Annotated in this window: 16 protein-coding genes and 1 tRNA gene; 14 read left to right on the top strand and 3 right to left on the bottom strand. The window is 63.0% G+C overall.

The features are described from left to right. Positions 1-1,285: 1,285 nt before the first annotated feature. Positions 1,286-1,374 (bottom strand) — tRNA-Leu (locus ACNAOV_RS04490). A gap of 119 nt (positions 1,375-1,493) precedes the next feature. On the opposite strand from ACNAOV_RS04490, the gene ACNAOV_RS04485 reads away from it, so the two are divergent. The 6 genes from ACNAOV_RS04485 to era all read left to right on the top strand — a co-directional run bounded on the left by ACNAOV_RS04485 (position 1,494) and on the right by era (position 6,868). Beyond that, positions 1,494-2,294, top strand: coding sequence for a 16S rRNA (uracil(1498)-N(3))-methyltransferase (locus ACNAOV_RS04485; RefSeq protein ID WP_416516768.1), 801 nt, complete (start codon positions 1,494-1,496; stop codon positions 2,292-2,294). A gap of 80 nt (positions 2,295-2,374) precedes the next feature. After that, positions 2,375-2,722, top strand: a complete 348-nt coding sequence (locus ACNAOV_RS04480; RefSeq protein WP_416516767.1) for a histidine triad nucleotide-binding protein — start codon at positions 2,375-2,377, stop codon at positions 2,720-2,722. Positions 2,723-2,762: 40 nt separating this feature from the next. Beyond that, positions 2,763-3,962: a PhoH family protein gene (locus ACNAOV_RS04475; RefSeq protein WP_416516766.1), complete on the top strand. Its 1,200-nt coding sequence runs from the start codon at positions 2,763-2,765 to the stop codon at positions 3,960-3,962. Beyond that, the gene (ybeY, locus tag ACNAOV_RS04470) at positions 3,959-4,513 is read left to right on the top strand and encodes an rRNA maturation RNase YbeY (RefSeq protein WP_416516765.1); all 555 of its coding nucleotides are present in this window, start codon (positions 3,959-3,961) and stop codon (positions 4,511-4,513) included. Before ACNAOV_RS04475 ends, ybeY begins: the two co-directional genes overlap by 4 nt. Continuing rightward, positions 4,506-5,918: a hemolysin family protein gene (locus ACNAOV_RS04465; RefSeq protein WP_416518151.1), complete on the top strand. Its 1,413-nt coding sequence runs from the start codon at positions 4,506-4,508 to the stop codon at positions 5,916-5,918. Before ybeY ends, ACNAOV_RS04465 begins: the two co-directional genes overlap by 8 nt. Next, positions 5,915-6,868, top strand: coding sequence for a GTPase Era (gene era / locus ACNAOV_RS04460; RefSeq protein ID WP_416516764.1), 954 nt, complete (start codon positions 5,915-5,917; stop codon positions 6,866-6,868). Before ACNAOV_RS04465 ends, era begins: the two co-directional genes overlap by 4 nt. Before the next feature lie 6 nt (positions 6,869-6,874). On the opposite strand, the gene ACNAOV_RS04455 is transcribed toward era, so the two are convergent. Beyond that, positions 6,875-8,884 (bottom strand): AMP-dependent synthetase/ligase, encoded by a 2,010-nt coding sequence (locus tag ACNAOV_RS04455; RefSeq protein WP_416516763.1) that lies wholly within the window; start codon positions 8,882-8,884, stop codon positions 6,875-6,877. 233 nt (positions 8,885-9,117) lie between these two features. Between ACNAOV_RS04455 and ACNAOV_RS04450 the strand changes: the two genes are divergently transcribed. The 3 genes from ACNAOV_RS04450 (at position 9,118) to ACNAOV_RS04440 (ending at position 11,894) form a co-directional block, all read left to right on the top strand. Then, on the top strand, positions 9,118-9,741 hold the full coding sequence (locus tag ACNAOV_RS04450; RefSeq protein ID WP_416516762.1) for a 50S ribosomal protein L25/general stress protein Ctc: 624 nt from the start codon (positions 9,118-9,120) through the stop codon (positions 9,739-9,741). Between the two features lie 186 nt (positions 9,742-9,927). Further along, on the top strand, positions 9,928-11,055 hold the full coding sequence (locus ACNAOV_RS04445) for a branched-chain amino acid aminotransferase (protein ID WP_416516761.1): 1,128 nt from the start codon (positions 9,928-9,930) through the stop codon (positions 11,053-11,055). Positions 11,056-11,201: 146 nt separating this feature from the next. Beyond that, positions 11,202-11,894, top strand: a complete 693-nt coding sequence (locus ACNAOV_RS04440; protein ID WP_416516760.1) for a trimeric intracellular cation channel family protein — start codon at positions 11,202-11,204, stop codon at positions 11,892-11,894. A gap of 166 nt (positions 11,895-12,060) precedes the next feature. Here ACNAOV_RS04440 and rpsT read toward each other — a convergent pair whose 3' ends face one another. After that, a complete protein-coding gene (gene rpsT / locus ACNAOV_RS04435; RefSeq protein ID WP_015021872.1) occupies positions 12,061-12,321 on the bottom strand; it encodes a 30S ribosomal protein S20 in 261 nt (86 codons plus the stop codon). Positions 12,322-12,466: 145 nt separating this feature from the next. Between rpsT and lepA the strand changes: the two genes are divergently transcribed. The 5 genes from lepA to ACNAOV_RS04410 all read left to right on the top strand — a co-directional run bounded on the left by lepA (position 12,467) and on the right by ACNAOV_RS04410 (position 22,437). Next, positions 12,467-14,344, top strand: a complete 1,878-nt coding sequence (gene lepA, locus ACNAOV_RS04430) for a translation elongation factor 4 (protein ID WP_416516759.1) — start codon at positions 12,467-12,469, stop codon at positions 14,342-14,344. 4 nt (positions 14,345-14,348) lie between these two features. Next, positions 14,349-15,692 (top strand): radical SAM family heme chaperone HemW, encoded by a 1,344-nt coding sequence (hemW, locus tag ACNAOV_RS04425; protein WP_416516758.1) that lies wholly within the window; start codon positions 14,349-14,351, stop codon positions 15,690-15,692. A gap of 123 nt (positions 15,693-15,815) precedes the next feature. Next, positions 15,816-20,390 carry a glutamate synthase large subunit gene (gene gltB / locus ACNAOV_RS04420; RefSeq protein WP_416516757.1) on the top strand — a complete coding sequence of 1,525 codons (4,575 nt, stop codon included), beginning with the start codon at positions 15,816-15,818 and terminating at the stop codon, positions 20,388-20,390. Between the two features lies 1 nt (position 20,391). Further along, positions 20,392-21,939 carry a glutamate synthase subunit beta gene (locus tag ACNAOV_RS04415; protein ID WP_416516756.1) on the top strand — a complete coding sequence of 516 codons (1,548 nt, stop codon included), beginning with the start codon at positions 20,392-20,394 and terminating at the stop codon, positions 21,937-21,939. 45 nt (positions 21,940-21,984) lie between these two features. Next, the gene (locus ACNAOV_RS04410; RefSeq protein ID WP_416516755.1) at positions 21,985-22,437 is read left to right on the top strand and encodes a tripartite tricarboxylate transporter TctB family protein; all 453 of its coding nucleotides are present in this window, start codon (positions 21,985-21,987) and stop codon (positions 22,435-22,437) included. Position 22,438: the final 1 nt, after the last annotated feature.

The following is a 22,438-nucleotide window of genomic DNA, read 5'->3' as shown; positions in this document are numbered from 1 at the left end:
CAGTTGATTTGCTCTTATTCGTTAATTGAGCTGTGAGTTTGAGATGCAATGTTTTGCAGGTGGCATAAGATTATGTGGCATCAAATTCATCAAACTCTTAAATGGGTGTGGGTTGGTTATGCGTGTGTAACAATCCAATTCCTCTCGGATGACTAGCCTTATTTTGTAAATGGGACCAGCCTGGGCGGCCTTTGGACCATGTGGGTTCATGTCTGTTTTGAGTACTTCGCGGAAACTGAACGCGTTTTGATCCGCCGGCCGTCATCTGGGTAGACCCAGCATGATCAAGATGGGTGTGGGCATTCGCGGCTAATTCACAGTCGCCACAGACGGCCTGTTTGTTCTACTGCTCTCTGACAATTCAACGTAGGTTGGATAAATATGGTAGTCTATGCGATTCGGACTTTTCCTATGTGGCATGATTCTCCTTTTTCATTATATTGAACATGTCACTTTTCCTCTTTCGCGAGCGCCAATGATTGAGTTTCTGCTTTTGTGTGGAGAACTGTTTGTATGGAATCGTTCTTGATTTGTTAATCGCCAGCATATGCCGCCATTGCTTTTGTGTTGATTGGTGAGAATATTATGCTTGTGGTTCGTAATAGGAGTGAAGCCAGTCGGGTTTTCATGTAGTGCAAAAAATTTGACGGTCGTGGACTCACGTCGATAGTGGCCAGTCTCACCTGATATTTCGAGAGGAAGGTGGCGAAGCCTGTTAGGGTATCGGCCTGCTAAACATCGGGGATAACACGAGGGTGGATCAGGGGTTTTCAGCCGGTATCTGGTGAAGGCTGACAGGTCGGCCATTCAAATAATGGCCAAAAATGTGGGAACTACCAAGATGGGAGGGATGCGCGGTGGGGTGTGTTCCTCTAGGTCTCGACGACCTTATTAAAACTCTCATCGTAGGTACGTTCTGGATGCGCTATTGTTCACCGGTAGCCTTGAAGGTGGTTAAATGTGCCATGTCCGCTCTCCAACCAAGGGTGGCGACTGATTCCCCGCTGTCTGGGATGTCGTCGTCGGGATACCCAGGAACGTTGATCCATGACCTCGGCATACTGCAGCGAGCCTGATGGTGGGTAGCGGGGCCGACGTAAAGGTAGTGTAACCTCAAGTCGTGTACGCTCTGGCGGCCCATCGCCTGGGATGTCTATGCGGACATGGTTGATGCCATAGGGGGGGGGGGTCATCAACCATACTTTTCTAAGGACGTGCCAACACAATTCTGGAAGGCAATGTAGTAGCATAATGCCCCTACAGAGGCATTAGTTTAGATAAGAAGTGTCCGGAACGGGAGTTGAACCCGTACGCCTGTATATATATAGGCACTAGCACCTCAAGCTAGCGCGTCTACCATTCCGCCACCCGGACAGGTGCGTAATCGCAACGGAGACAATAATAGCATCTCAGACGATATTGCGCACTGGGCGGTTGAGGGAGCGTGTCGTCACGGGAGGGTCCTTTTCGGCGGCGGGCTGTAGCCTAACACCATGACTGCACCCCTCTTTCTGCTGGATCCCGACCACGATGACTCCCCGCTGGCCAGCGATGAGCTTCATACCGGCTGGCGCCTGACCCTGCCCGAGCACATCCGTCGCCATGCCCTGGGCTCCATGAGGCTGAAGAACGGGGACCAGCTGGATCTATCAGACGGAGACGGACTGCGCATCAGCGCCCTGGTCAGGGATGCTTCGACCGGCCTGGTGGAGGTCACCGCTGTAGGCCGCCAGGCGCCTCCCGAGAAGGAACTGATACTTGTTCAGGCCCTGGCCAAGGGCGGCAGGGACGAGCAGGCCATCGACATGGCTACCCAAATCGGAGTTGATCAGGTCATGCCCTGGCAGGCCGACCGATCCATAGCCAAATGGCGGCCCGGCCGCAACGATCGGCACTGGCAGGCCACATTGGATGCAGCAACTGAGCAGAGCCGGAGGGCCTACCGTCCTCGACTGCTGGACAAGGTGGACAGCCGGGGTCTTGCCTCCTGGTGCCGGAAGGCGACCGACCAGGGAGGTCTGGTGCTGGTACTGCACCAGGACGCCGACCTTGGATGGGATGCTGTCCGCAAGCGCGTAGACAAGCTTCCAGCGAGCTCGCCTGTTGCTGTGGTTGTGGGTCCGGAAGGAGGGATTGCCGATCAGGAGGTTCAGACCATGATGAGGGAGGGGGGCCTGGCAGTTCGGTTGGGCGGCAACATCCTCCGGGCAGCCCTGGCCGGACCTGTGGCCCTGACCCTGCTGGCGGACATGCTGGGTCGCTGGCAGTCCGAAGCCCCTGAGCCCAGCGCATGAAGTCGCGCGCAATATACATCCTCGCCCATAAGATGGAAACAACGAAAACAGCATTGTCAGCAAACAGTGGAGGAGTGGTCATGAGCGATGACGATCGACAGGAGGACTGCATTTTCTGCAGAATCGTGGCGGGGGAGGTTCCAAGCGAAAAGGTCTATGAGGATGAGACCGTCTACGCTTTCAAGGATGCCAACCCCAAGGCAGCCGTCCATGTTCTGATCGTTCCGCGTCACCACTACGCTTCCGTGGCCGAATTGGCCAAGGCCGATCCTCAAACTCTGGCCCACATCGTCCAGGTAGCGCAGCAGATCGCCGACCATGACTTCCACGGAGCCTACCGGCTGATTTTCAACACAGGGGAGGATGCCGGCCAGTCGGTCTTCCATGTCCACGCCCACGTCCTGACCGGACAGGTGCTGCCCGAGTGAGGCACGTGTTCACCATCGTCATCGTGCAGGAAGGGAATCCGTGGCGGTAACTACGCGAACCCTGGAGATTCCGAAGGGGATCGACCCGGTTCAGGTACTGGGGCCGGAAGATGCTGTCATTGACAGGATAGGGCGCGCCTTCCCGGCAGTGTCCATCCTGGTTCGTGGCAACCAGATCATGTTGCGGGCACAGGACCGGCAAGGAGACGTTCAGGCGGCTCAAATCCGGGACCTGCTGACCGAACTCATGCAGACAGCCGATCAGGTTCCTCTGGATGCCGATCAGGTGGGGCGAATACTGGACCATCGCCGCCTGGGGACCGCCGATGCAGACGATTACTCCCGTTCAGAAGACCAGAAAATTACAGACGGCAATACTGCGGACCAAACCTCTGCAGACTACAAAACTCAGGATCGCAATACCGCAAGCAGTACTTTTGTGGATAATGCTTCTGCAGACCGCAATTATCATGAGACAGCCATTACAGCGTCGCAGGGGGACAACGCCCTGGAAGGCATCGGCCAACCCCGCCAGGCAGCTCCTGCTGCTCTTCGTCGCCGCCCCCTGACCCAGGCCTCCAAGGGCCCAATTCGGCCCAAGACCGCCGGCCAGTCCGCCTACGTGGCCGCCATAGAAACACATACCATTACCTTTGGCATCGGTCCGGCCGGCACCGGCAAGACCTATCTGGCGGTGGCCAAGGCCGTTCAGGAATTCCGGGCCGGGAGTATCGGGCGCATCATTCTGACCAGGCCTGCCGTGGAGGCGGGGGAGAGCCTGGGCTTCCTCCCCGGCACCCTCAATGAGAAGGTCGACCCCTACCTGCGGCCCCTCTACGATGCACTGGCTGACATGCTGGGCACCTCAAGGCTCCACCGTCTTCTGGCCGATGAGACCATCGAGGTGGCCCCGTTGGCATACATGCGCGGGCGCACCCTGAACGATGCCTTTGTCATCCTGGACGAGGCGCAGAACACCACGCGCAGGCAGATGAAGATGTTCCTGACCCGCCTGGGCTTCAACACCAAGATGGTCATCACCGGCGACGTCACCCAGGTGGATTTGGGTGGGCCCGCATCTGGTCTTGCGACCATCGAACAGGTACTGCACGGCATTGATGATATCGCCTTCGTGCACCTGCAGGCGGCCGACGTGGTGCGCAATCGGCTGGTCGGGCAGATTGTCCGGGCCTATGATCGCGCCGATCGAGCCCACAGTCGGGGACGGGAGCAGGCATGAGCGTAGAAGTGACCAACGAGACCCAGTGGCTGATCGATGCCAAGACCTTCTCCGACCTGGGGGTATGGGTGCTGGACCAGATGCGGGTGAGTACCCAGTCCGACATGACCATCATCTTCAACGATCCCGAGCCCATGGCCGTGTTGCATGAGCGGTGGATGAATCTGGCCGGTCCAACCGATGTCATGAGCTTCCCCATGGATGAGCTGCGTCCCGGCGACGAGGACCATCGGCAGGAGGGCATCCTGGGCGACATCGTCATTTGCCCCTGGGTGGCGGCCCAGCAGGCTCTGGCTGCCGGCCATTCCACCATGGAGGAGATGCTGCTGCTGGCCATCCATGGCACTCTGCACCTGCTGGGATATGACCACGCCAGCAGGGAGCAGGAGGCGCAGATGTTCGGGCTGCAACGCCAGCTGCTTCTGACCTTCCTGGCCCTGCGCCAGGGACCCATTGCGGATGCTGCGCTTCCGGCCGGGGCCACCAATGCTCTGGAGATCTATGAGCGGTACGGCCGTGGTGCCCATCAGAGAGGCAAATCCCATGAATGAGCGGACCATAGCCGCCATGGTGGTCATGGCCTTGGCCATCATCGCCCTGGTCGTGCTCTCGCTTGCGCTGGCCGAGGCCCAGGGGGCGCTTAACCGAGTGACCCGATCCAGTCTCAACAATTTGATTTTGGGTCTGCAGACTGACCAGGAACTCAGCCAGTTCTCCAGGATGAAGCGAATTGACCGCATTCATCGGGCCCAGAGTCTGATCTCCCAGCGACAGGTGACGGGAAGTGCCTGTGCCTTTTTCCGCATCATCTGTGACATCCTGGTCGGCGTCCTGGTGGCCTGCATGGCTGCTCTTGGTGGCCTGCCCCTCTGGGAACAGTTGCTGTGCGGAGTGGTCATGGCCATCCTGGTGGCCGCCGTCTCCGTCACCCTGGGTCCTCGTGGGCGTTCCCGTCAGCCCATGGAAGCATTGCTCAAGCATGTGCGCCTGGTCGGGCTGGCCGTTCTTCTGACTCCCTTCAAGCGTCGGCGACAGGCTGAAGCCAGTGCCCGTAAAAACCATCGTGGCGATCTTTCCGACGACGAGGAGCTGGAGAAAATCCAGATTGAACAGGGTCGGGCCATGGTCGACCAGCTGGTGGAGGCCGGTGCCTTCGATCCTGAAATTTCCGAGATGCTGAAGAACGTGTTGACCCTGTCGACCACGCTGACCCGCGAGATCATGGTCCCTCGCACCGACATGATCTGCATCTCCAAGGATGCCAGCCTGGACTCAGCCCTGAAGCTCTTCTCCCGGTCTGGGTTCTCCCGCATTCCCGCCATTGGGGACGACGTGGATGACCTGGTCGGCATCGTCTATTTGAAGGACGTGGTCCGAGCCCTGGCCTTCAACCGCAAGGGCGACAGATCGGTCGCCTCCATCATCCGTCGACCTGTCCTGGTGCCTGAGTCCAAGCCGGTGGACGATCTCTTCCACTACATGCAACGTTCCCGCCACCACCTGGCCGTGGTTGTGGACGAGTATGGGGGCATCGCCGGCCTGGTCACCATTGAGGACGCCATCGAGCAGATTGTGGGCGAGCTGGAGGACGAGCATGACCGGGTCCAGCACGACGAGCCCAAGCAGATCGGCCCGCACACCTGGCAACTGCCGGTCCGCACGCCCATCGCCGACCTGGAGGAGCTCTACGAGATCACCATCGACGAGGACGACGTGGATACGGTCTATGGCCTGTTGACCAAGCTGCTGGGCTCCGTACCGGTCTCAGGTTCATCGGCGGTGACCCGGGGAATCAGGCTGACTGCGGGCGAAGCGGTCGGCCGCCGCAAGAAGATCGCCACCATTGAGGTCGAGCCGGCCAACGGATCCAGCATCGCCCTGGAGGACGGTGCCGAGCAGGAAGACGAACAGGCCGACAGGGACCAACCCGATCAGGACAGTCAGGAGAACTCATGACCAAGGAAGAACAGAGCGAGGCCAAGGCACCGGTCCACCGATCGGGATTCGTGGCAGTAGTGGGCCGACCCAATGTGGGCAAGTCCACGCTCATGAACGCCCTGGTGGGCAGGCCCATCGCCATCGCCTCCTCCCGGCCGGAGACCACCCGCAAGGCCATCCGGGGGATCATGACCCGTCCCGAAGCCCAGGTGGTCCTAGTTGATACCCCAGGCATTCACCGTCCGCGCACCCTGCTGGGCCAGCGGCTCAATGATGTGGTGGAAGCCTCCCTGTCGGACGTGGATGCCATTGCCTTTCTGCTGCCTGCCGACCAGGCCATCGGCCCTGGCGACCGTCGCATTCTCAGTCGGCTGCGGTCCGATTTCGCCCGCAAGGACAAGGACGGCAAGTGGGTCTGGCGAAAGCCCTTGATCGCCGTAGTGACCAAGATTGACCAGCTGAGCAAGGGGCAACTGGTGGACAAGCTCCTTGAGATTGGCGCCTTCGCCGACTTCTCCCAGATTGTTCCGGTCAGCGCCCTGAAGGCTGACAATGTGGACGAGGTGGCCCAGGTGTTGATGGATGCCATGCCAGAGGGCCCTCAGCTCTACCCGGATGACCAGCTGACCGAGGAGCGTCCCGAGGACATGATCGCCGAGCTGGTCCGCGGAGCCTACCTGGAGGAGCTCGACGACGAGCTGCCGCACTCCCTGGCTGTCCGTGTGGAGTCCATCGAGCCGGATCCGGAGGGCGGGCGCGACACTGTCCATATAGGTATCTACGTAGAGCGCGATTCGCAGAAGCCCATCGTCATCGGGCGGGGAGCCGAGCACCTGGTCCGGGTGAAGAAGAAGCTACGCACCGCCGTCAACCGGACCATGGGTCGTAAGGTCCGCTTGGATCTGCACGTCAAGGTGGCCCGCAACTGGCAGACCGACCCCAAGCAGCTGGAGCGCCTGGGGTTCTGATCGTGCTCAGCGGCGGGGTGCCGGGGTGCGCCTGGCTGTATACATCCGGGTGTTGAGCAGGTCGGCGTAGCGCTCGATGACCTTGGGCCGGATCACCTTCATGGATGGTGTCATCAGTCCGTTGTCCTGGGTGAACTCCTCGGGCAGGATGATGAACTTGCGCACCGATTCGGCCCGGGAGACGCCCTCGTTGGCCCGGTCCACATACTCCTGGACCTCGGCCCGGACCACGGCGTTCTGCGACGCCTCCTGCAGCGACATGTTCCGATCCAGTCCCTTGGAGGCCAGCCAGGGCCGTAAAGCGGTCTCATTCAGGGTGACCAGTGCTGAAATGAAGGGGCGCTTGTCGCCCAGAACCAGGGCCTGGGAGACGATCTCGGAACGCTCGATGACCTCCTCGATAGGCCTGGGTGAGACGTTCTTGCCTCCTGCTGTGATGATCAGGTCCTTCTTGCGCCCTGTCAGGAAGAGGAAGCCATCACGGGAGAGCCGTCCCAGATCGCCGGTGGCATACCAGCCGTCCTCGGTGAAGGAATCGCGAGTGGCCTCCTCATTCTTGTGGTAGCGGTGGAACACACAGACGCCCTTGATCTGCACCTCGCCGTCCGAGGCGATGCGGATGGTGAATCCCGGGAAGGGGATGCCCACCGAGCCTCTGTGGTAGGGGGTGCCCAGGGGGTTGAAGGCGCAGGGCGCGGTGGTCTCGGTCAGGCCGTAGCCCTCATAGACCGGAACATTGGATCCGCGGAAGAACCCCAGCAGCTCCGGGTCCAGGGGAGCGCCTCCTGAGACGATCCACTTGGCCCGTCCGCCCAGGACCTGGCGCAGGGAAGAATAAACCAGCGGGTCGTAGAAGGCTCGCCGCAAGGCGCTGCGCTTGGTCGGCCAGCCCTGGCGGGAGATGTCCTCCATGTAGGTGCGTGCCGCCCGTGCCGCTCCGTTGAAGATCCTGCCCTTGATGCCGTGCCCGGCCTTTTGGGAGGCGGCGTTGTAGACCTTCTCGAAGACCCTGGGTACGCCGATGATCACCGTGGGCTTGGACTCCTGCAGGTCGGACAGCAGGGTGGCCAGTCCGGAGGAGATGTAGACGTGCATGGTCCCGTAGACCACACCGTAGCTGATGGCCCGGGCGAAGGTATGGGCCTGGGGCAGGAAGAGCAGGATGGAGCCATCCGGATCGTGGGTCAGATTGGGGATGAAGGCGTTCAGGTTCCTGGCCAGCTGGCAGTAATGCTCATGGGTCATCTCCACGCCCTTGGGCGCTGCAGTGGAACCGGAGGTGTAGACGATGGAGCAGAGGTCGGTCTTACGGATGGAGTTGATCCGCTCGTCGAGTTCGGCGTCGCTGACCGACTCCCCATAGGCCTGCAACTCCTGCAGGGCACCGGACTCCAGGCATGCAATCCGCTCCAGAGTGGGGCACTCCTTGTCGGCCCCCTCGGCCTTGGCCCGCATCTCGGCGGTCTGCACCACCAGCAGCCTGGCGTCGGAGTTGTTGACGATGAATCGGATCTGTTCGGCCGAATCGGTGTCGTAGATGGTGGCGATGACCCCGCCGATGGACAGGACCGCGGCATCCACGATGTCCCACTCGTAGCTGGTCCTGCACATGAAGGCCACGGCATCGCCCTTCTTCAGCCCGTAGTGCAAAAAGCCCTTGGCGGTGGTCCTGATGTCGTGCAGGATCTCTCGGCCGGTACGGTAGGTCCAGCTGCCGTTCTCTGCAAAGTGCAGAACCGGCTGGTCGGGGGTGCGGCGGGCCCGGTCGGCGTAGATGTCGTAGACGGTCATGTCGTCAGGAACCGGACCCATGCCGGCGGTGGTGGCCGAAAGCAGTCCCGAGGCCGGATCCATGCGCGTGGTGGTGGCGTAGTCAGCTGACCAGAAATGCGTATTGGGCAGGGCGAGGGCTTCCTTGGCGGCACCTGATGGATCCGCGGCCTCCTCGCCAGTCGGTCCCTCCCCATGACCCACCTGGTGTGCCACAAAAGATTTGACCGATGCTAGTAACGACACGTTGTCTCCTTCAATAATCGCGGGATATGTCCAGAATAGCCGCCCACTTGGAGAAGGGCGGGCCCGGTGCTAGAGTAGGCACGTTGCTTTGGCGAGGGAGACCGCACGGCCTCCGTTATCGACTCGGCTGGATCATCGGCGGCCTTTCCTTTGGCGGTCCGGAATCCGACGCGGCGATGCGCCAGGACCGGCCCAGGTCGGTCTTGAGGAACCACTCAAGGAAGGAAGCCAACATGGCTAACACAATTAAGCTCGAGGGCGAAGTCCGCGACCAATTCGGCAAGGGAGCGGCACGCCGCATGCGCGTGGCCCAGCAGATTCCAGCCACCATCTACGCCGGCGGCGCTCAGCCCGACTACATCAAGCTGCCCATGCGCGAGACCACGCTGGCCCTGCGCCGCGCCAACGCCCTCTTCTCCATCAGTTTCGGCGGGCAGACCAAGACAGCCGTGGTCAAGGACGTGCAGCGCAACCCGGTCAAGCGCCAGGTGGAGCACATCGACTTCTATGAGGTCCGCGCCGGCGAGAAGGTCACCGTGGAGGTGCCCGTCTTTGTCAGCGGCGAGACCAAGGGCGCTGCCGTGGCCCTGATCGACACCCAGAACCTGCAGGTTCGGGCCGACGTGTCCAACCTGCCCGAGCGTATCGACATCAGCGTGGAGGGCCTGTCCGAGGGTGACAAGATCCTGGCCAAGGATATCAAGCTGCCAGAAGGCTCCGAGCTGATCATCGACGACATGGAGGACTCCATCGTCTCCGTTGAGATCCCCAAGGAGGAAAGCCTGGAGACCCCCACCGAGGCGACCGAACAGGCTGATGCAGAAGCTGCTCCGGAGGCAGACGCCCAGGGCGAGTGAGCCCAGAGACTGGCTGTACAAGGCCGTGGAATCTCACGATCCTGCGGCCTTTTTGTCTAAGACGGTCACAATGCGAAATGCGCCGGACAGGTCAAGGCCTGCCTATGCGATAGTTCGGATACCGGGCATCGCCACAAGCATCGCACCCGAGCAACCGAATACAGTAGCAAGAAGAAGTGGTAGATAATGGCAGAGCAATCACATCATGACCCGAAGGCACTCAATGAGTTGGCGGACGCTTTCAAGGTCATTCCCAACGATCATCCCGCCTCTGACGAGCAGCGTGCCCAGCTGATTGACAAGCCCGCTTTCGGCCAGCTCTTCTCAGACAACATGACCCACATGGGATGGACTTCGGAAGGTGGCTGGAAGGATCGCAGGGTTGAGCCCTACGGACCGATCAACCTGGATCCGGGGGCCTCGGTGCTTCACTACGCCCAGGAGGCCTTCGAGGGACTCAAGGCCTACTACCACGACGACGGCTCCATCTGGCTCTTCCGACCTGATGCCAACGCCCAGCGTTTCTACAACTCAGCAAAGCGTCTGGCCCTGCCCCCGCTCGAGCCCGATGACTTCCTGGGATCGGTCGCTGCCCTGGTCCGCCGTGACGCGGCCTGGGTACCGAAGCGGCGCGAGTACACGCTCTACATGCGCCCCTATATGTTCGCCTCCGAACCGTTCCTGGGTGTGCGCGCCCCGCATGCAGTGGACTATTGCGTCATCGCCTCGCCTTCGGGACCCTACTTCGCCGGCGGCGTCAAGCCGGTCAGTATCTGGGTGGAGGACAAGTGGTTCCGCACCGGTCCCGGCGGTACCGGTTTCGCCAAGTGCGGCGGCAACTATGCGGCCTCCCTGCTGGGGGAGAACCGCGGTGCCGAGCACGGCTGCGAGCAGGTCTGCTTCGTCGACGCTGCCACAAAGACCTACCTGGAGGAGCTGGGCGGCATGAACATGTTCACCGTGCACAAGGACGGACACCTGGAGACCCCCAGCCTGACCGGAACCATTCTGCCCGGCGTCACCCGCAACTCCCTGATCGCCCTGGCCCAGGATCATGGTCGTGACGTGGTCGAGACCATGATTCGTCTGGACACCCTGCTGGACGACATCCGCTCCGGCGAGGTCACCGAGGTGTTCGCCTGCGGAACTGCTGCCATCATCACCCCCATCGGACGCTTCAAGTCCGAGAACTTCGACGTCCAGGTGGCCGACGGTGGCTCAGGCAAGGTCACCATGGATCTGCGCAACGAGCTCCTGGGCATCCAGCTGGGTGAGATCGAGGATCCGCACGACTGGATGTGGAAGGTCTGCTGAGCGCTGACTCCTTCCAGCCTGACAGATCTTGAAAGGAAGGCGGCTTCGGGGCGACACTTCGCCCTGGGCCGCCTTCCCTCATATTTGTGGCCTTGCACACATCTCCGGCCTGTTCTGTTGGGTGTTTGGCTAATCTATAGACAGACTTGAGTGAGAGACTATTCCGGGAGGAGAAGCGCGGGATGAAGACGGCCTTGGAGGGGAACCTGATCTTCATGGTCATCGAGTACCTGGGCATCTTGAGCTGCGGGCTTTCGGGCGGTCTGGCTGCAGTGCGCAAGGGCTACGACATCATCGCTATCCTGCTGGTCTCCTGGATTAGCGCTCTGGGCGGCGGGGTGGTCCGTGACGTCCTCCTGGGTCAGGTGCCGCCCAGTGGTATAACCGACAAGGGCTCGGTCATCGTCACCCTGGCTTCCGGCCTGGTGGTGGCTGTCGCCCATCCCGAAATCAGCCGTATGACCTGGTCCATGCTGGTCACCGATGCCATGGCCCTTGGATCCTTCGCCGTCAACGGGACCGCCAAGGCTTTGATGTGCGGAACCGGCGGTATGACGGCCATCTTCATGGGCATGGCCACGGCCCTGGTCGGCGGACTTCTGCGAGACATCCTGCTTAACCAGGTGCCGGCGGTCATTCAGGACCAGCACTGGTACGCGTTGCCTTCCCTGATTGGCTGTCTACTGACCCTGGCCTCCACGCGCGCCCAGCAGCATGGGCTCTATCCGGCCCGGGTCGATATGGCCCTGGACCTGGCCATCGTGGCCCTGGTGGTCGTCTTGCGCATCATCTCGGTGAAATTCGACATCCTGGTGCCTGGAGCAGTGGACCGGCACTAGGCCCGGCTGCCGCTCAATGATGCCCAGCTGGCTAGGGCTATCCGTCACCTGATGCGTGGCCGGTCGAACATCAGTGTCACCATCAAGCACACCGACGAGGATCCGGATACCAAAAAGGGCCGGTGACCCAAGCGCTTGGATCACCGGCCCCCATAGGGCACCCGGTTCAGAGGGCGTTGACGGCGTTGGCCAGACCGGACTTGCGGTTGGCGGCCTGGTTGCGGTGAATCACACCCTTGCCGGCGGCCTTGTCCAGACGGCGGGCGGCCACCTGGTAGGCAGCCTGAGCGGCCTCCTTGTCACCGGCATCCACGGCCTTGCGCACGGAACGCACGGAGGTCTTGATTGCGCTCTTGACCTCCTTGTTGCGCAGGTGTGCCTTTTCGTTGGTGATGACCCGCTTCTTCTGCGACTTGATGTTTGCCAATGTTGCTCCAAACGATGAATGTATCTGTACAGACAACCCACCATAGTAGCACCCGACCGGGAGAAGAATCCGCCAGAGGCGGGCGCTTCGGCCCAGGGCATCGTCTAGAATCGTTAGACCAGACGTACGTGAGGAGAGCAGACCGGTGCAGGAAGCCAAGAACCAACCAGGATTCACCGACCAATCGCTGATCCGCAACTTCTGCATCATCGCCCATATCGATCACGGCAAATCCACGGTGGCCGATCGGATCCTGCAGCTGAGCGGGATCGTGCCCAAGCGCGAGATGCACGACCGGTTCCTGGACAGGATGGACATCGAGCAGGAGCGCGGCATCACCATCAAGTCCCAGGCCGTTCGCCTGCCCTGGGTCAAGGACGGCATCGAATACACCCTGGGCATGATTGACACCCCCGGTCATGTGGACTTCACCTACGAGGTCTCCCGGGCCCTGGAGGCCTGCGAGGGCGCGGTCCTACTGGTGGACGCCACCCAGGGCATCGAGGCGCAGACCCTCTCCAACCTGTATATGGCCCTGGAGGACGACCTGACCATCATCCCCGTGCTCAACAAGATCGACCTGCCCTCGGCCGAGCCGGACAAGCACGCCGAGGAGATCGCAAACCTGATCGGCTGCTCCACGGACGAGGTGCTGAGGGTATCGGGCAAGACCGGCCAGGGGGTCCGCGAGTTGGTGGACCGTATCGTGGACCAGGTACCGGCCCCCAAGGGGGATCCCAAGGCCCCGGCCCGGGCCCTGATCTTCGATTCGGTCTATGACTCCTATCGGGGAATAGTCACCTACATCAGGATGGTGGACGGCGAGCTCAAGGACCGCCAGAAGATCCGCATGATGGGCCGGGGGACCGTGCACGACCCCATCGAGCTGGGCGTGATCAGCCCGGACATGACACCCACCAAGGCCCTGGGTGCCGGTGAGGTCGGCTACGTGATCACCGGCGTCAAGGACGTCAGCCAGTCCAAGGTGGGAGACACGGTCACCACCGAGGCCAATCCCGCCAAGGAACCCCTGCCCGGCTACCAGGATCCCCAGCCCATGGTCTATTCCGGGCTCTTCCCCATCGATAACGCCCAGTTCCCCGAGCTGCGTGACGCCCTGGACAAGCTCAAGCTCAACGATGCCGCCCTGGTTTATGAACCGGAGACCTCGGTGGCCCTGGGCTTCGGCTTCCGCTGTGGATTCCTGGGACTGCTGCACATGGAGATCGTCACAGAACGCCTGAGCAGGGAGTTCGGCATGGATCTGATTGCCACAGCCCCCAACGTCACCTACCAGGTGACCATGGAGGACGGCAGCGAGCACACGGTGACCAACCCCAGCGAGTTCCCCGACGGCAAGGTTCGTCAGATTCTGGAGCCGGTGGTCAGTGCCGACATCATCACCCCCAAGGAGTTCATCGGGCCGGTCATGGAGCTCTGCCAGGACCATCGTGGGCAGATGGGGACCATGGAGTACCTGAGTCCCGAGCGCGTAGAGATGCACTACAGGATGCCCCTGGCCGAGATCGTCTTCGACTTCTTCGACCAGCTGAAGAGCCGGACCAAGGGATACGCCAGCTTGGACTACCAGCCCGACGGCACCCAGTCCGCTGACCTGGTCAAGGTGGACATCCTCATCCAGGGGGAGAAGATCGACGCCTTCTCGGCCATCGTCCACAAGGACAAGGCCTACGCCTACGGGGTGATGATGACCAAGAAGCTGCGCAAGCTGATTCCGCGCCAGCAGTTCGAGATTCCTATCCAGGCGGCAATAGGGTCGCGAATCATCGCCCGGGAGACCATCAGTGCCCTGCGCAAGGACGTGCTGGCCAAGTGCTACGGAGGCGACATCACCCGCAAGCGCAAGCTGCTGGAGAAGCAGAAGGCGGGCAAGAAGCGCATGAAGATGCTGGGACATGTCGAAGTACCTCAGGAGGCCTTCATCGCCGCCCTGAGTACAGGCCAGGCCCAGGACCGGGACACCAAGGACAAGATCCGGGCCGCCGCCAAGAAGGAGGGCTGAACGGGTGGGATCCTACCAGGTCTACATCCATGTGCCCTTCTGCATGCGCCGCTGCGGCTACTGCGACTTCAACACCTACACTGCCCGGGACCTGGGCGGGGGCGCCAGCCGGGAGCACTACGCCGACCTGGCCATCCAGGAGATGCGCATGGTCCGGGACTGGCAGACCTCCAGAAGCCTGATAGAGCCTCCCGTGTCGACCATCTTCTTCGGCGGAGGTACCCCGACCATTCTGCCTGCCCAGGATCTGGTGCGCATGGTCGAGGCTGTAGCCGACCTCTGGGGTCTGTCCCCAGGGGCCGAGATCACCACCGAGGCCAATCCCGACACCGTGGATCGGGCCTACCTGGAGCAGCTGCTCAGGGGTGGCATCAACCGGGTCTCCTTCGGCATGCAGTCAGCGGTGCCCAGCGTCCTGGCCACCCTGGACCGCACCCATACCCCGGCCAATGTGACCACTGATGTGGCCGCCGCTGAAGATTTGGGGCTCAGGGCCAGCGTGGATCTGATCTACGGGACGCCGGGGGAGCGGCTTGAGGATTGGCGGACCAGCCTGCAGGCGGCCCTGGACCTGGGTGTGGACCATGTCTCTGCCTACGCCCTGACCCTGGAACCCACCACCACGATGGGCCGTGCCGTGCGCCGGGGCCAGCTGCCCGCCCCCGATGACGATGACGAAGCCACCAAGTACGAGATGGCCGATGACATGCTCTCCCAGGCGGGCCTCTACTGGTACGAGATCTCCAACTGGGCCCGTCCCGGCCAGGAGAGCCGCCACAACCTGGGCTACTGGCACAACGTGGACTGGGCTGGCATCGGGCCCGGGGCCCACTCCCACTATCGTGCTCTGGATGGCCAGAACACGGGCATGGCGCCGGTGGACCAAGCCCGGGAACAGGAACCTATGCCGTCCGTCTCGCCCGGGTTCAGGGCCACCGGAAAAGCAGCAACGGAAGAGGCCGATCCTGGGGCACGCTGGTGGCTTTCGCCGGAGCCCGGCCTGGGGGAGCGACGTGCCCGGGCCATCCGCTCCTGGGACATCGCCCACCCCAGGGACTGGGCAGCCGCCATGGATGACGGACGTGTGCCCTGGCAGGATGCCGAGCTCCTGGGCTGGAGGCAGGACCTTGAGGAGACGGTCATGCTGGCCCTGCGCCTGCCTGAAGGCCTGGGACTGGATCGGCTGACCAGGCTGGCGGGTCGTCCGGTGGACCCGAAGATCCTTAAGGATCTGGTCGACCAGGGCCTCCTGCTGCCCGTGGGTGACAGAATCCAGGTGACCCGGCGGGGCCGCCTGCTCAACGATCTGGTCATCGATCAGGTCCTGGAGGCGGTAGGAATTCGTTAGACACTGCGGAACGTTACACGGATGTCACCTGTGGATGCATTATTCTGTTGATTCACTATTGACAAGGCTCTTCAAGGGCGGAGCATGCCGGCCCCGCCCCCGTCCACGAATGAGGTGATTGCGGTGTCATTCACGGCCCCTCTCGATCTGCATGTCCACGGCCCTCAAGGGCTCTATGACCCTGATACGGAACATGATGCCTGCGGTTTCGGCATGGTGGCCACCCTCAACCGACGGGATGAAAGGCTGATCGTCGAGCAGGGCATCCGTGTCCTGGTCAACCTGGACCACCGAGGAGCCGTGGGAGCCGAGCCCAACACCGGCGATGGGGCCGGCATCATGCTTTCCATGCCTGACGAGTTCATGCGCACCCGCGTCTACCGGAATCTGCCCGAAGCCGGTCATTATCTGGCGGGCATGGCCTTCCTGGACAGGGACCCGGCTCAGGCTGCCAGCCAGGAGGAGGCCATAGCATCGATTGCCGGTCAGGAGGGGCTGCGAGTCCTGGCCTGGCGGTCAGTGCCCACCAATCCTGACGGACTGGGTCTGCAGGCTCTGGCCTCCATGCCCCGCTTCCTCATGCCCATCATGTGTGACGCCGGGCATCAAGGCCGCGGAGGCCTGGAGCTGGAGCGGCTGGGCTACCGGGTCCGCAAGCGGGCCGAGCACGAGCTGGGCGTCTACTTTGCCTCCCTGTCCTGCCGGACCATCACCTACAAGGGCATGCTGACCACCAAGCAGCTGCAAGGCTTCTTCCCGGACCTGAGCGATCCGGCCATGAAGGCCCGTCTGGCCATCGTCCACTCCCGCTTCTCCACCAACACCTTCCCCTCCTGGCCTCTGGCCCAGCCTTTCCGGATGATCGCCCACAACGGGGAGATCAACACCATCCAGGGCAACCGCAACTGGATGTCAGCAAGGGAGGGGATGCTGAGCTCGGAGCTGCTGGGCGACATGGCCCCGCTGCTGCCGGTCAACACCCCTGGAGCCTCGGACTCGGGCACCTTCGACGAGACTCTGGAGTTGCTTCACCTGGCAGGACGGTCCCTGCCCCACGCCGTCTCCATGATGATGCCTCCCGCCTGGCAGCAGGACCCGGACATGGACCCGGACCTGAAGGCCTTCTACGAGTACAACGACACCCTGATCGAGCCCTGGGACGGCCCTGCGGCCATCGTCTTCACCGACGGAACCCTGGTGGGTGCCCAGCTGGACCGCAATGGCCTGCGTCCTGGCCGCTGGCAGCTGACCGACGACGGCCACCTGGTCCTGGCTTCGGAGGCCGGCGTCCTTGAGGACACGCCCCAGGAATCCATCGTCGCCAAGGGCAGGCTGGAGCCGGGACGCATGTTCCTGGCCGATACCAAAGAGGGCCGGATAGTGCCCGACAGCGAGATCAAGCACCAGCTGGCCAGCCTGCATCCCTACAGGAAGTGGGTTTCCGAGCGCACCGTCCGCCTGGACGATCTGCCCGAGCGCGAGCATGTCAACTACTCGCGCATCTCGGTCCACCGCCGGCAGCAGGCCTTCGGCTACACCCGGGAGGACCTGACCATGCTGCTGGGCCCCATGGCCGAGACCGGCAGCGAGCCCATCGGGTCCATGGGCAATGACGCGCCCATCGCCGTGCTCTCACGCCGGTCCCGCATGCTCTTCGACTACTTCACGCAGAAGTTCGCCCAGGTCACCAACCCGCCCCTGGACTGGGAGCGTGAGGAACTGGTGACCAGCATCGCCTCGGCCATCGGGCCCGAGCCCAACCTTCTGGAGGACACCCCCGAGCACGCCTGGAAGATCCACATCGACCTGCCAGTGGTGGACTCCGTCCAGATGGCCCAGATCAAGCGTCTGGACCGGGCGCCCGTCCTGGAAGGGCGCTTCCGCCCCCGTCTGATCCGCGGCCTATATCAGGTGGCCGGAGGTGGCAAGGCCCTTGAGGAGCGTCTGGAAGCCATCGAAAGGGAGGTGGATCAGGCCATCGAGGAGGGCTGCAACGTGCTTGTCCTCTCCGACCGCGATTCCAACCACATCTGGGGACCCATTCCCTCCCTGCTGCTGACCGGGGCCGTACAGCACCATCTGCTCCGTCAGCACACCCGCACCCAGGTCTCCCTGGCTGTGGAGGCCGGCGATGTTCGTGAGGTCCACCATGTGGCCCTGCTGATCGCCTACGGCGCAGCCTGCGTCAACCCCTACCTGGCTTTGGAGTCAGTGGAGAATCTGGCCAACAGCGGGGACCTGCACGTGGATGCCAAAAAGGCCTCAAACAACCTGGTCCGGGCTCTGAGCACCGGGGTCCTCAAAATCATGAGCAAGATGGGCGTGAGCACCATCATGTCCTACCGCGGCTCCCAGCTCTTCGAGGCCGTAGGGCTGAGTCAGGAGGTCATCGACCGCTGGTTCACCGGCACCACCTCCCTGGTGGGCGGCATAGGACTGGATGAGATCGCCGCCGAGGTGGCCCAGCGCCATCGGGTGGCCTATCCCATTGAGTGGACCGCAGGATCCGGGCATGATCTGGAGACAGGCGGCAACTACCATTGGCGGCGCACTGGTGAGGATCACCTGAACGACCCGGAGTCCATCTTCCTGCTCCAGCAGTCCACCAAGCGAGGGGACTATGGGCTTTTCCGTGCCTACACGGACCATGTGAACGCGGCGGCCAAGCAGGGCATGACCCTCCGTGGCCTCATGGAGCTCCACTCCGACAGGGCGCCCATACCGCTGGACCAGGTGGAGGCCGCCGAGTCCATCGTCACCCGCTTCTCCACTGGAGCCATGAGCTACGGGTCCATCTCCCAGGAGGCCCATGAGACCATGGCTCTGGCCATGAATCGGCTGGGAGCCAGGTCCAACTCCGGTGAGGGGGGCGAGTCCCCGGACCGAATTGCGGACCCGGCCCGGACCAGCCGCATCAAGCAGGTGGCCTCCGCCCGGTTCGGGGTCACCAGCGACTACCTGGTTTCGGCCACTGATCTGCAGATCAAGCTGGCCCAGGGAGCCAAGCCAGGGGAGGGCGGCCACCTTCCCGGCGCCAAGGTCCCACCCTGGATCGCCCAGGTCAGGCGCTCCACACCCGGGGTCGAGCTCATCTCGCCTCCGCCCCACCACGACATCTACTCCATTGAGGACCTCAAGCAGCTCATCCACGACCTGAAGATGGCCAACCCCCGAGCCCGCATCCACGTCAAGCTGGTCTCCGAGCACGGGGTGGGAACAGTGGCCGCGGGCGTGGCCAAGTGCCATGCCGATGTGGTCCTCATCTCCGGCCAGGACGGAGGCACGGGAGCAGCCCCGCTCAACGCCATCAAGCACGCGGGCACCCCCTGGGAACTGGGCCTGGCCGAGACCCAGCAGACCCTGGTCATGAACGATCTGCGCTCGCGGATTGTGGTCCAGTGCGACGGGGAGCTCAAGACCGGCCGCGACGTGGTCATAGCCGCCCTGCTGGGGGCCGAGGAGTTCGGCTTCGCCACCACAGCCTTGCAGGTGGAGGGCTGCGTCATGATGCGGGCCTGCCACAAGAACACCTGTCCCCAGGGCATAGCCACCCAGGATCCGGAGCTGCGCTCGCGCTTTACCGGTCGGCCCGAGGATCTGATCAACTTCTTCATGTTCATGGCCCGCCAGGTGCGGGAGATCCTGGCCTCCCTGGGCTTCGCCAGTCTGGAGGAAGCGGTCGGCCACGTGGAGTGCCTGCGCCGGGACCCCTCTGTGCAGACCTGGAAGAGCCAGGGTATCGACTTGGATGCCATCCTGCGCAAGCCGGGCCCTACCCCCGGCACTGTGCTTCACCACACCCAGGCCCAGGACCACGAATTGGACAAGTCCCTGGATGTGGACCTGATCAACCAGGCCGTCGATGCCCTGGACGAGGGCCGGCCGGTGGCTATCAAGACAACCGTGCGCAACGTCAACCGGAGCGTGGGCACCATGCTGGGCTACAGAATCACCCGGAAATACGGAGCCTCCGGCCTGCCGCAGAACACCGTGGACATCACGCTGACGGGCTCTGCAGGACAGTCCTTGGGCGCCTTCATCCCCAGGGGCGAGACCATCCGGGTGATCGGCGAGGCCAACGACTATGCAGGCAAGGGCCTGTCTGGCGGCCGTCTGGTCCTCCACGCCGCCAAAGGCGTTCGATTCGACCCGCACCGGACCGTCATCTGCGGCAACGTGGCAGGATTCGGAGCCACCTCAGGCGACATGTTCGTGGCTGGACGGGCCGGGGAGCGCTTTGCCGTGCGTAACGGTGGCGGCCGCTTCGTGGTCGAGGGCCTGGGCGACCACGGTTGTGAGTACATGACCGGCGGTCTGGTGGTGGTTCTGGGTTCCACAGGACGCAACTTCGGCGCCGGCTTCTCGGGAGGGGATGTCTACCTGCTGGACATGGATGTCTCCCGGCTCAATCCTGAAGCCTGGAATGACGGCTCCCTGCTGGCCCTGGAGCCCGACCAGGACCAGGCGGCCATGCTCAAGGAACTGATAGCCGAGCATGTCCGGTTGACCGGGTCAAGGACTGCGGCCGCCCTGTTGGAGGATTGGCCAAGAGCAGTGGCCAGGTTCACTCATCTGGTTCCCCGTCGTTATCTGGCCATGAAAAAGGCCATGGAAGAGGCCGAACGCGAGCAGGTGGACTTCAACGCGCCCGGTGTCTGGGACGCCACCTACGCCCAGGTCATGGAAGGAGCGCACTGATATGGTCGATCCCAAAGGATTCCTCAAGGTACGTACCCGGCACGAGCTGGCAGAGCGCCCGGTCGCTGAGCGTCTCAAGGACTGGCGGGATGTACACCAGACCACAGGCCCCGGGCCCTGGACCGCCGAGCAGGCCGCCCGCTGCATGGACTGCGGCACCCCCTTCTGCATGACCGGCTGCCCCCTGGGCAACCTGATCCCCGAGTTCAACGACCTGCTGTCACGGGGCCGCTGGGAGGAGGCCTACGAACGGCTGAGCCTGACCAACAACTTCCCGGAGTTCACCGGACGGATCTGCCCGGCTCCCTGTGAGTCCTCCTGCGTGCTCTCCATCCACCAGCCGGCCACCACCATCAAGCTGGACGAGCAGACCATCATCGACCAGGCCTGGTCCCTGGGTCTGGTCAAGCCCCGGCCTCCGCAGCGGCTGACCGACATGACCGTGGCCGTGGTCGGGTCCGGTCCCGCAGGGCTGGCATGCGCCCAGCAGCTGACCCGGGCAGGGCACACGGTGGTGGTCTACGAGCGCGCCGACGCCATAGGCGGCCTCCTGCGTTACGGCATTCCTGCCTTCAAGTTGGAGAAGTCCTTGTTGGACCGTCGACTGGAGCAGATGGAGGCCGAAGGGACCCGATTCCGCACCGGTATTGAGGTGGGCCGAGACCTGACCTGGGACCAGTTGCGGGCCCGCTATGACGCCCTGGTGGTGGCCATCGGTTCCACCGAGCCCCGCCGGGTGGACCTGCCCGGCCGGGATTTGCAGGGCATCCACTACGCCATGGACTTCCTGCCCGATCCCACACGTAAACTCATGGGCCGCGAGCCCATCAACAACATCGACGCGGCCGGCAAGGACGTCATCATCATCGGCGGCGGCGACACCGGGTCGGACTGCCTGGGCACGGCCCTGCGAGAGGGTGCCAAGTCGGTCACCGTTCTGCAGATCCGTCCCAAGGAGCCCTCTTCCAGGCCCGATAACCGGCCCTGGCCGACCTACGCCCGGCTCTACAATCCCACCTCCTCCATGGAGGAGGGTGGACACTACGAGTACGCGGTGGACAGTCTTGAGTACCTGGGCGACGGTTCCGATGAGCGGATCAACCTGGACCAGACCAGTGCCCCCACCGGCTTCGACCGGGATCACGAGGGACGGGTGCGCGGCGTTCGCGTGGTTGATGTCAGCCGGGACGACCAGGACCGAATCATTCCACATCCTGACACCGAACGGGTCCTGCCCGCCGACCTGGTACTGATCAGCATTGGCTTCGCCCACCCGGAGACGGCCACCCTGACCGGACAGACCGGCGTAGGACTGGACCCTCGCGGCAACGTGGCCCGGGATGCCGACTATGCCACTGACCGCGATGGCATCTTCGTCTGTGGCGATGCCGGACGTGGCCAGTCCCTGGTGGTCTGGGCGCTGGCCGAGGGCCGTTCCTGCGCTGCGGCCGTGGACCGGTATCTGACCGGCGCTACCGAACTGCCTGCCCCCATCCGAGCCGATGAGCGAGCCATGACCCTGCCTGCGGCCGACCGGCGCCCACGCTAATATGAAAAGGAATGGTGCCGATCGAAGGGATGGAGGCAGTGGGATATGACCAACCGCGCTGAACGTAGGGCGCAGGCCAAGCGGAGCCGCCGTGGCGGCAGCGACGACCGGAGGATGACGGCCAAGGGCAGGGCCGGAGTGATGGACGAACGGGCCTTGCAGGAGCGGTCCCGTCGGCTGGAGGCTGGCCAGGGCGCCGAGTGGAAGCCCACCGGGCACACCGATGAGCTGGTGCAGAAGGATTCCGTGGACCCCAATGACCGCAACCCCCGTCTGCTGAAGGCTCCCAGCGGCGTGCGCCAGTGGCTGCGAATCCTGGTCTGGGCCCTGATCATCTGCTCCGGCCTGGCCTTCCTGGTCTGCATGTGGCTGCCACACGTTCCCATCTGGGCCACCATCGCCATCGCGGCGGTCTTCTGCCTGGGCGTACTGGGGCTCTTCCTGGTCGGCGGCAACCGGGACAATCCCCGTCTGGACTCTTACGGAACGGCCCTGTGAC

The organism is Bifidobacterium asteroides (assembly GCF_048001765.1).
In the GTDB taxonomy this organism is placed as follows: domain Bacteria; phylum Actinomycetota; class Actinomycetes; order Actinomycetales; family Bifidobacteriaceae; genus Bombiscardovia; species Bombiscardovia asteroides_K.
Note: the sequence above shows the minus strand (reverse complement) of the source record. Positions and strands in the feature narration are given on the sequence as shown.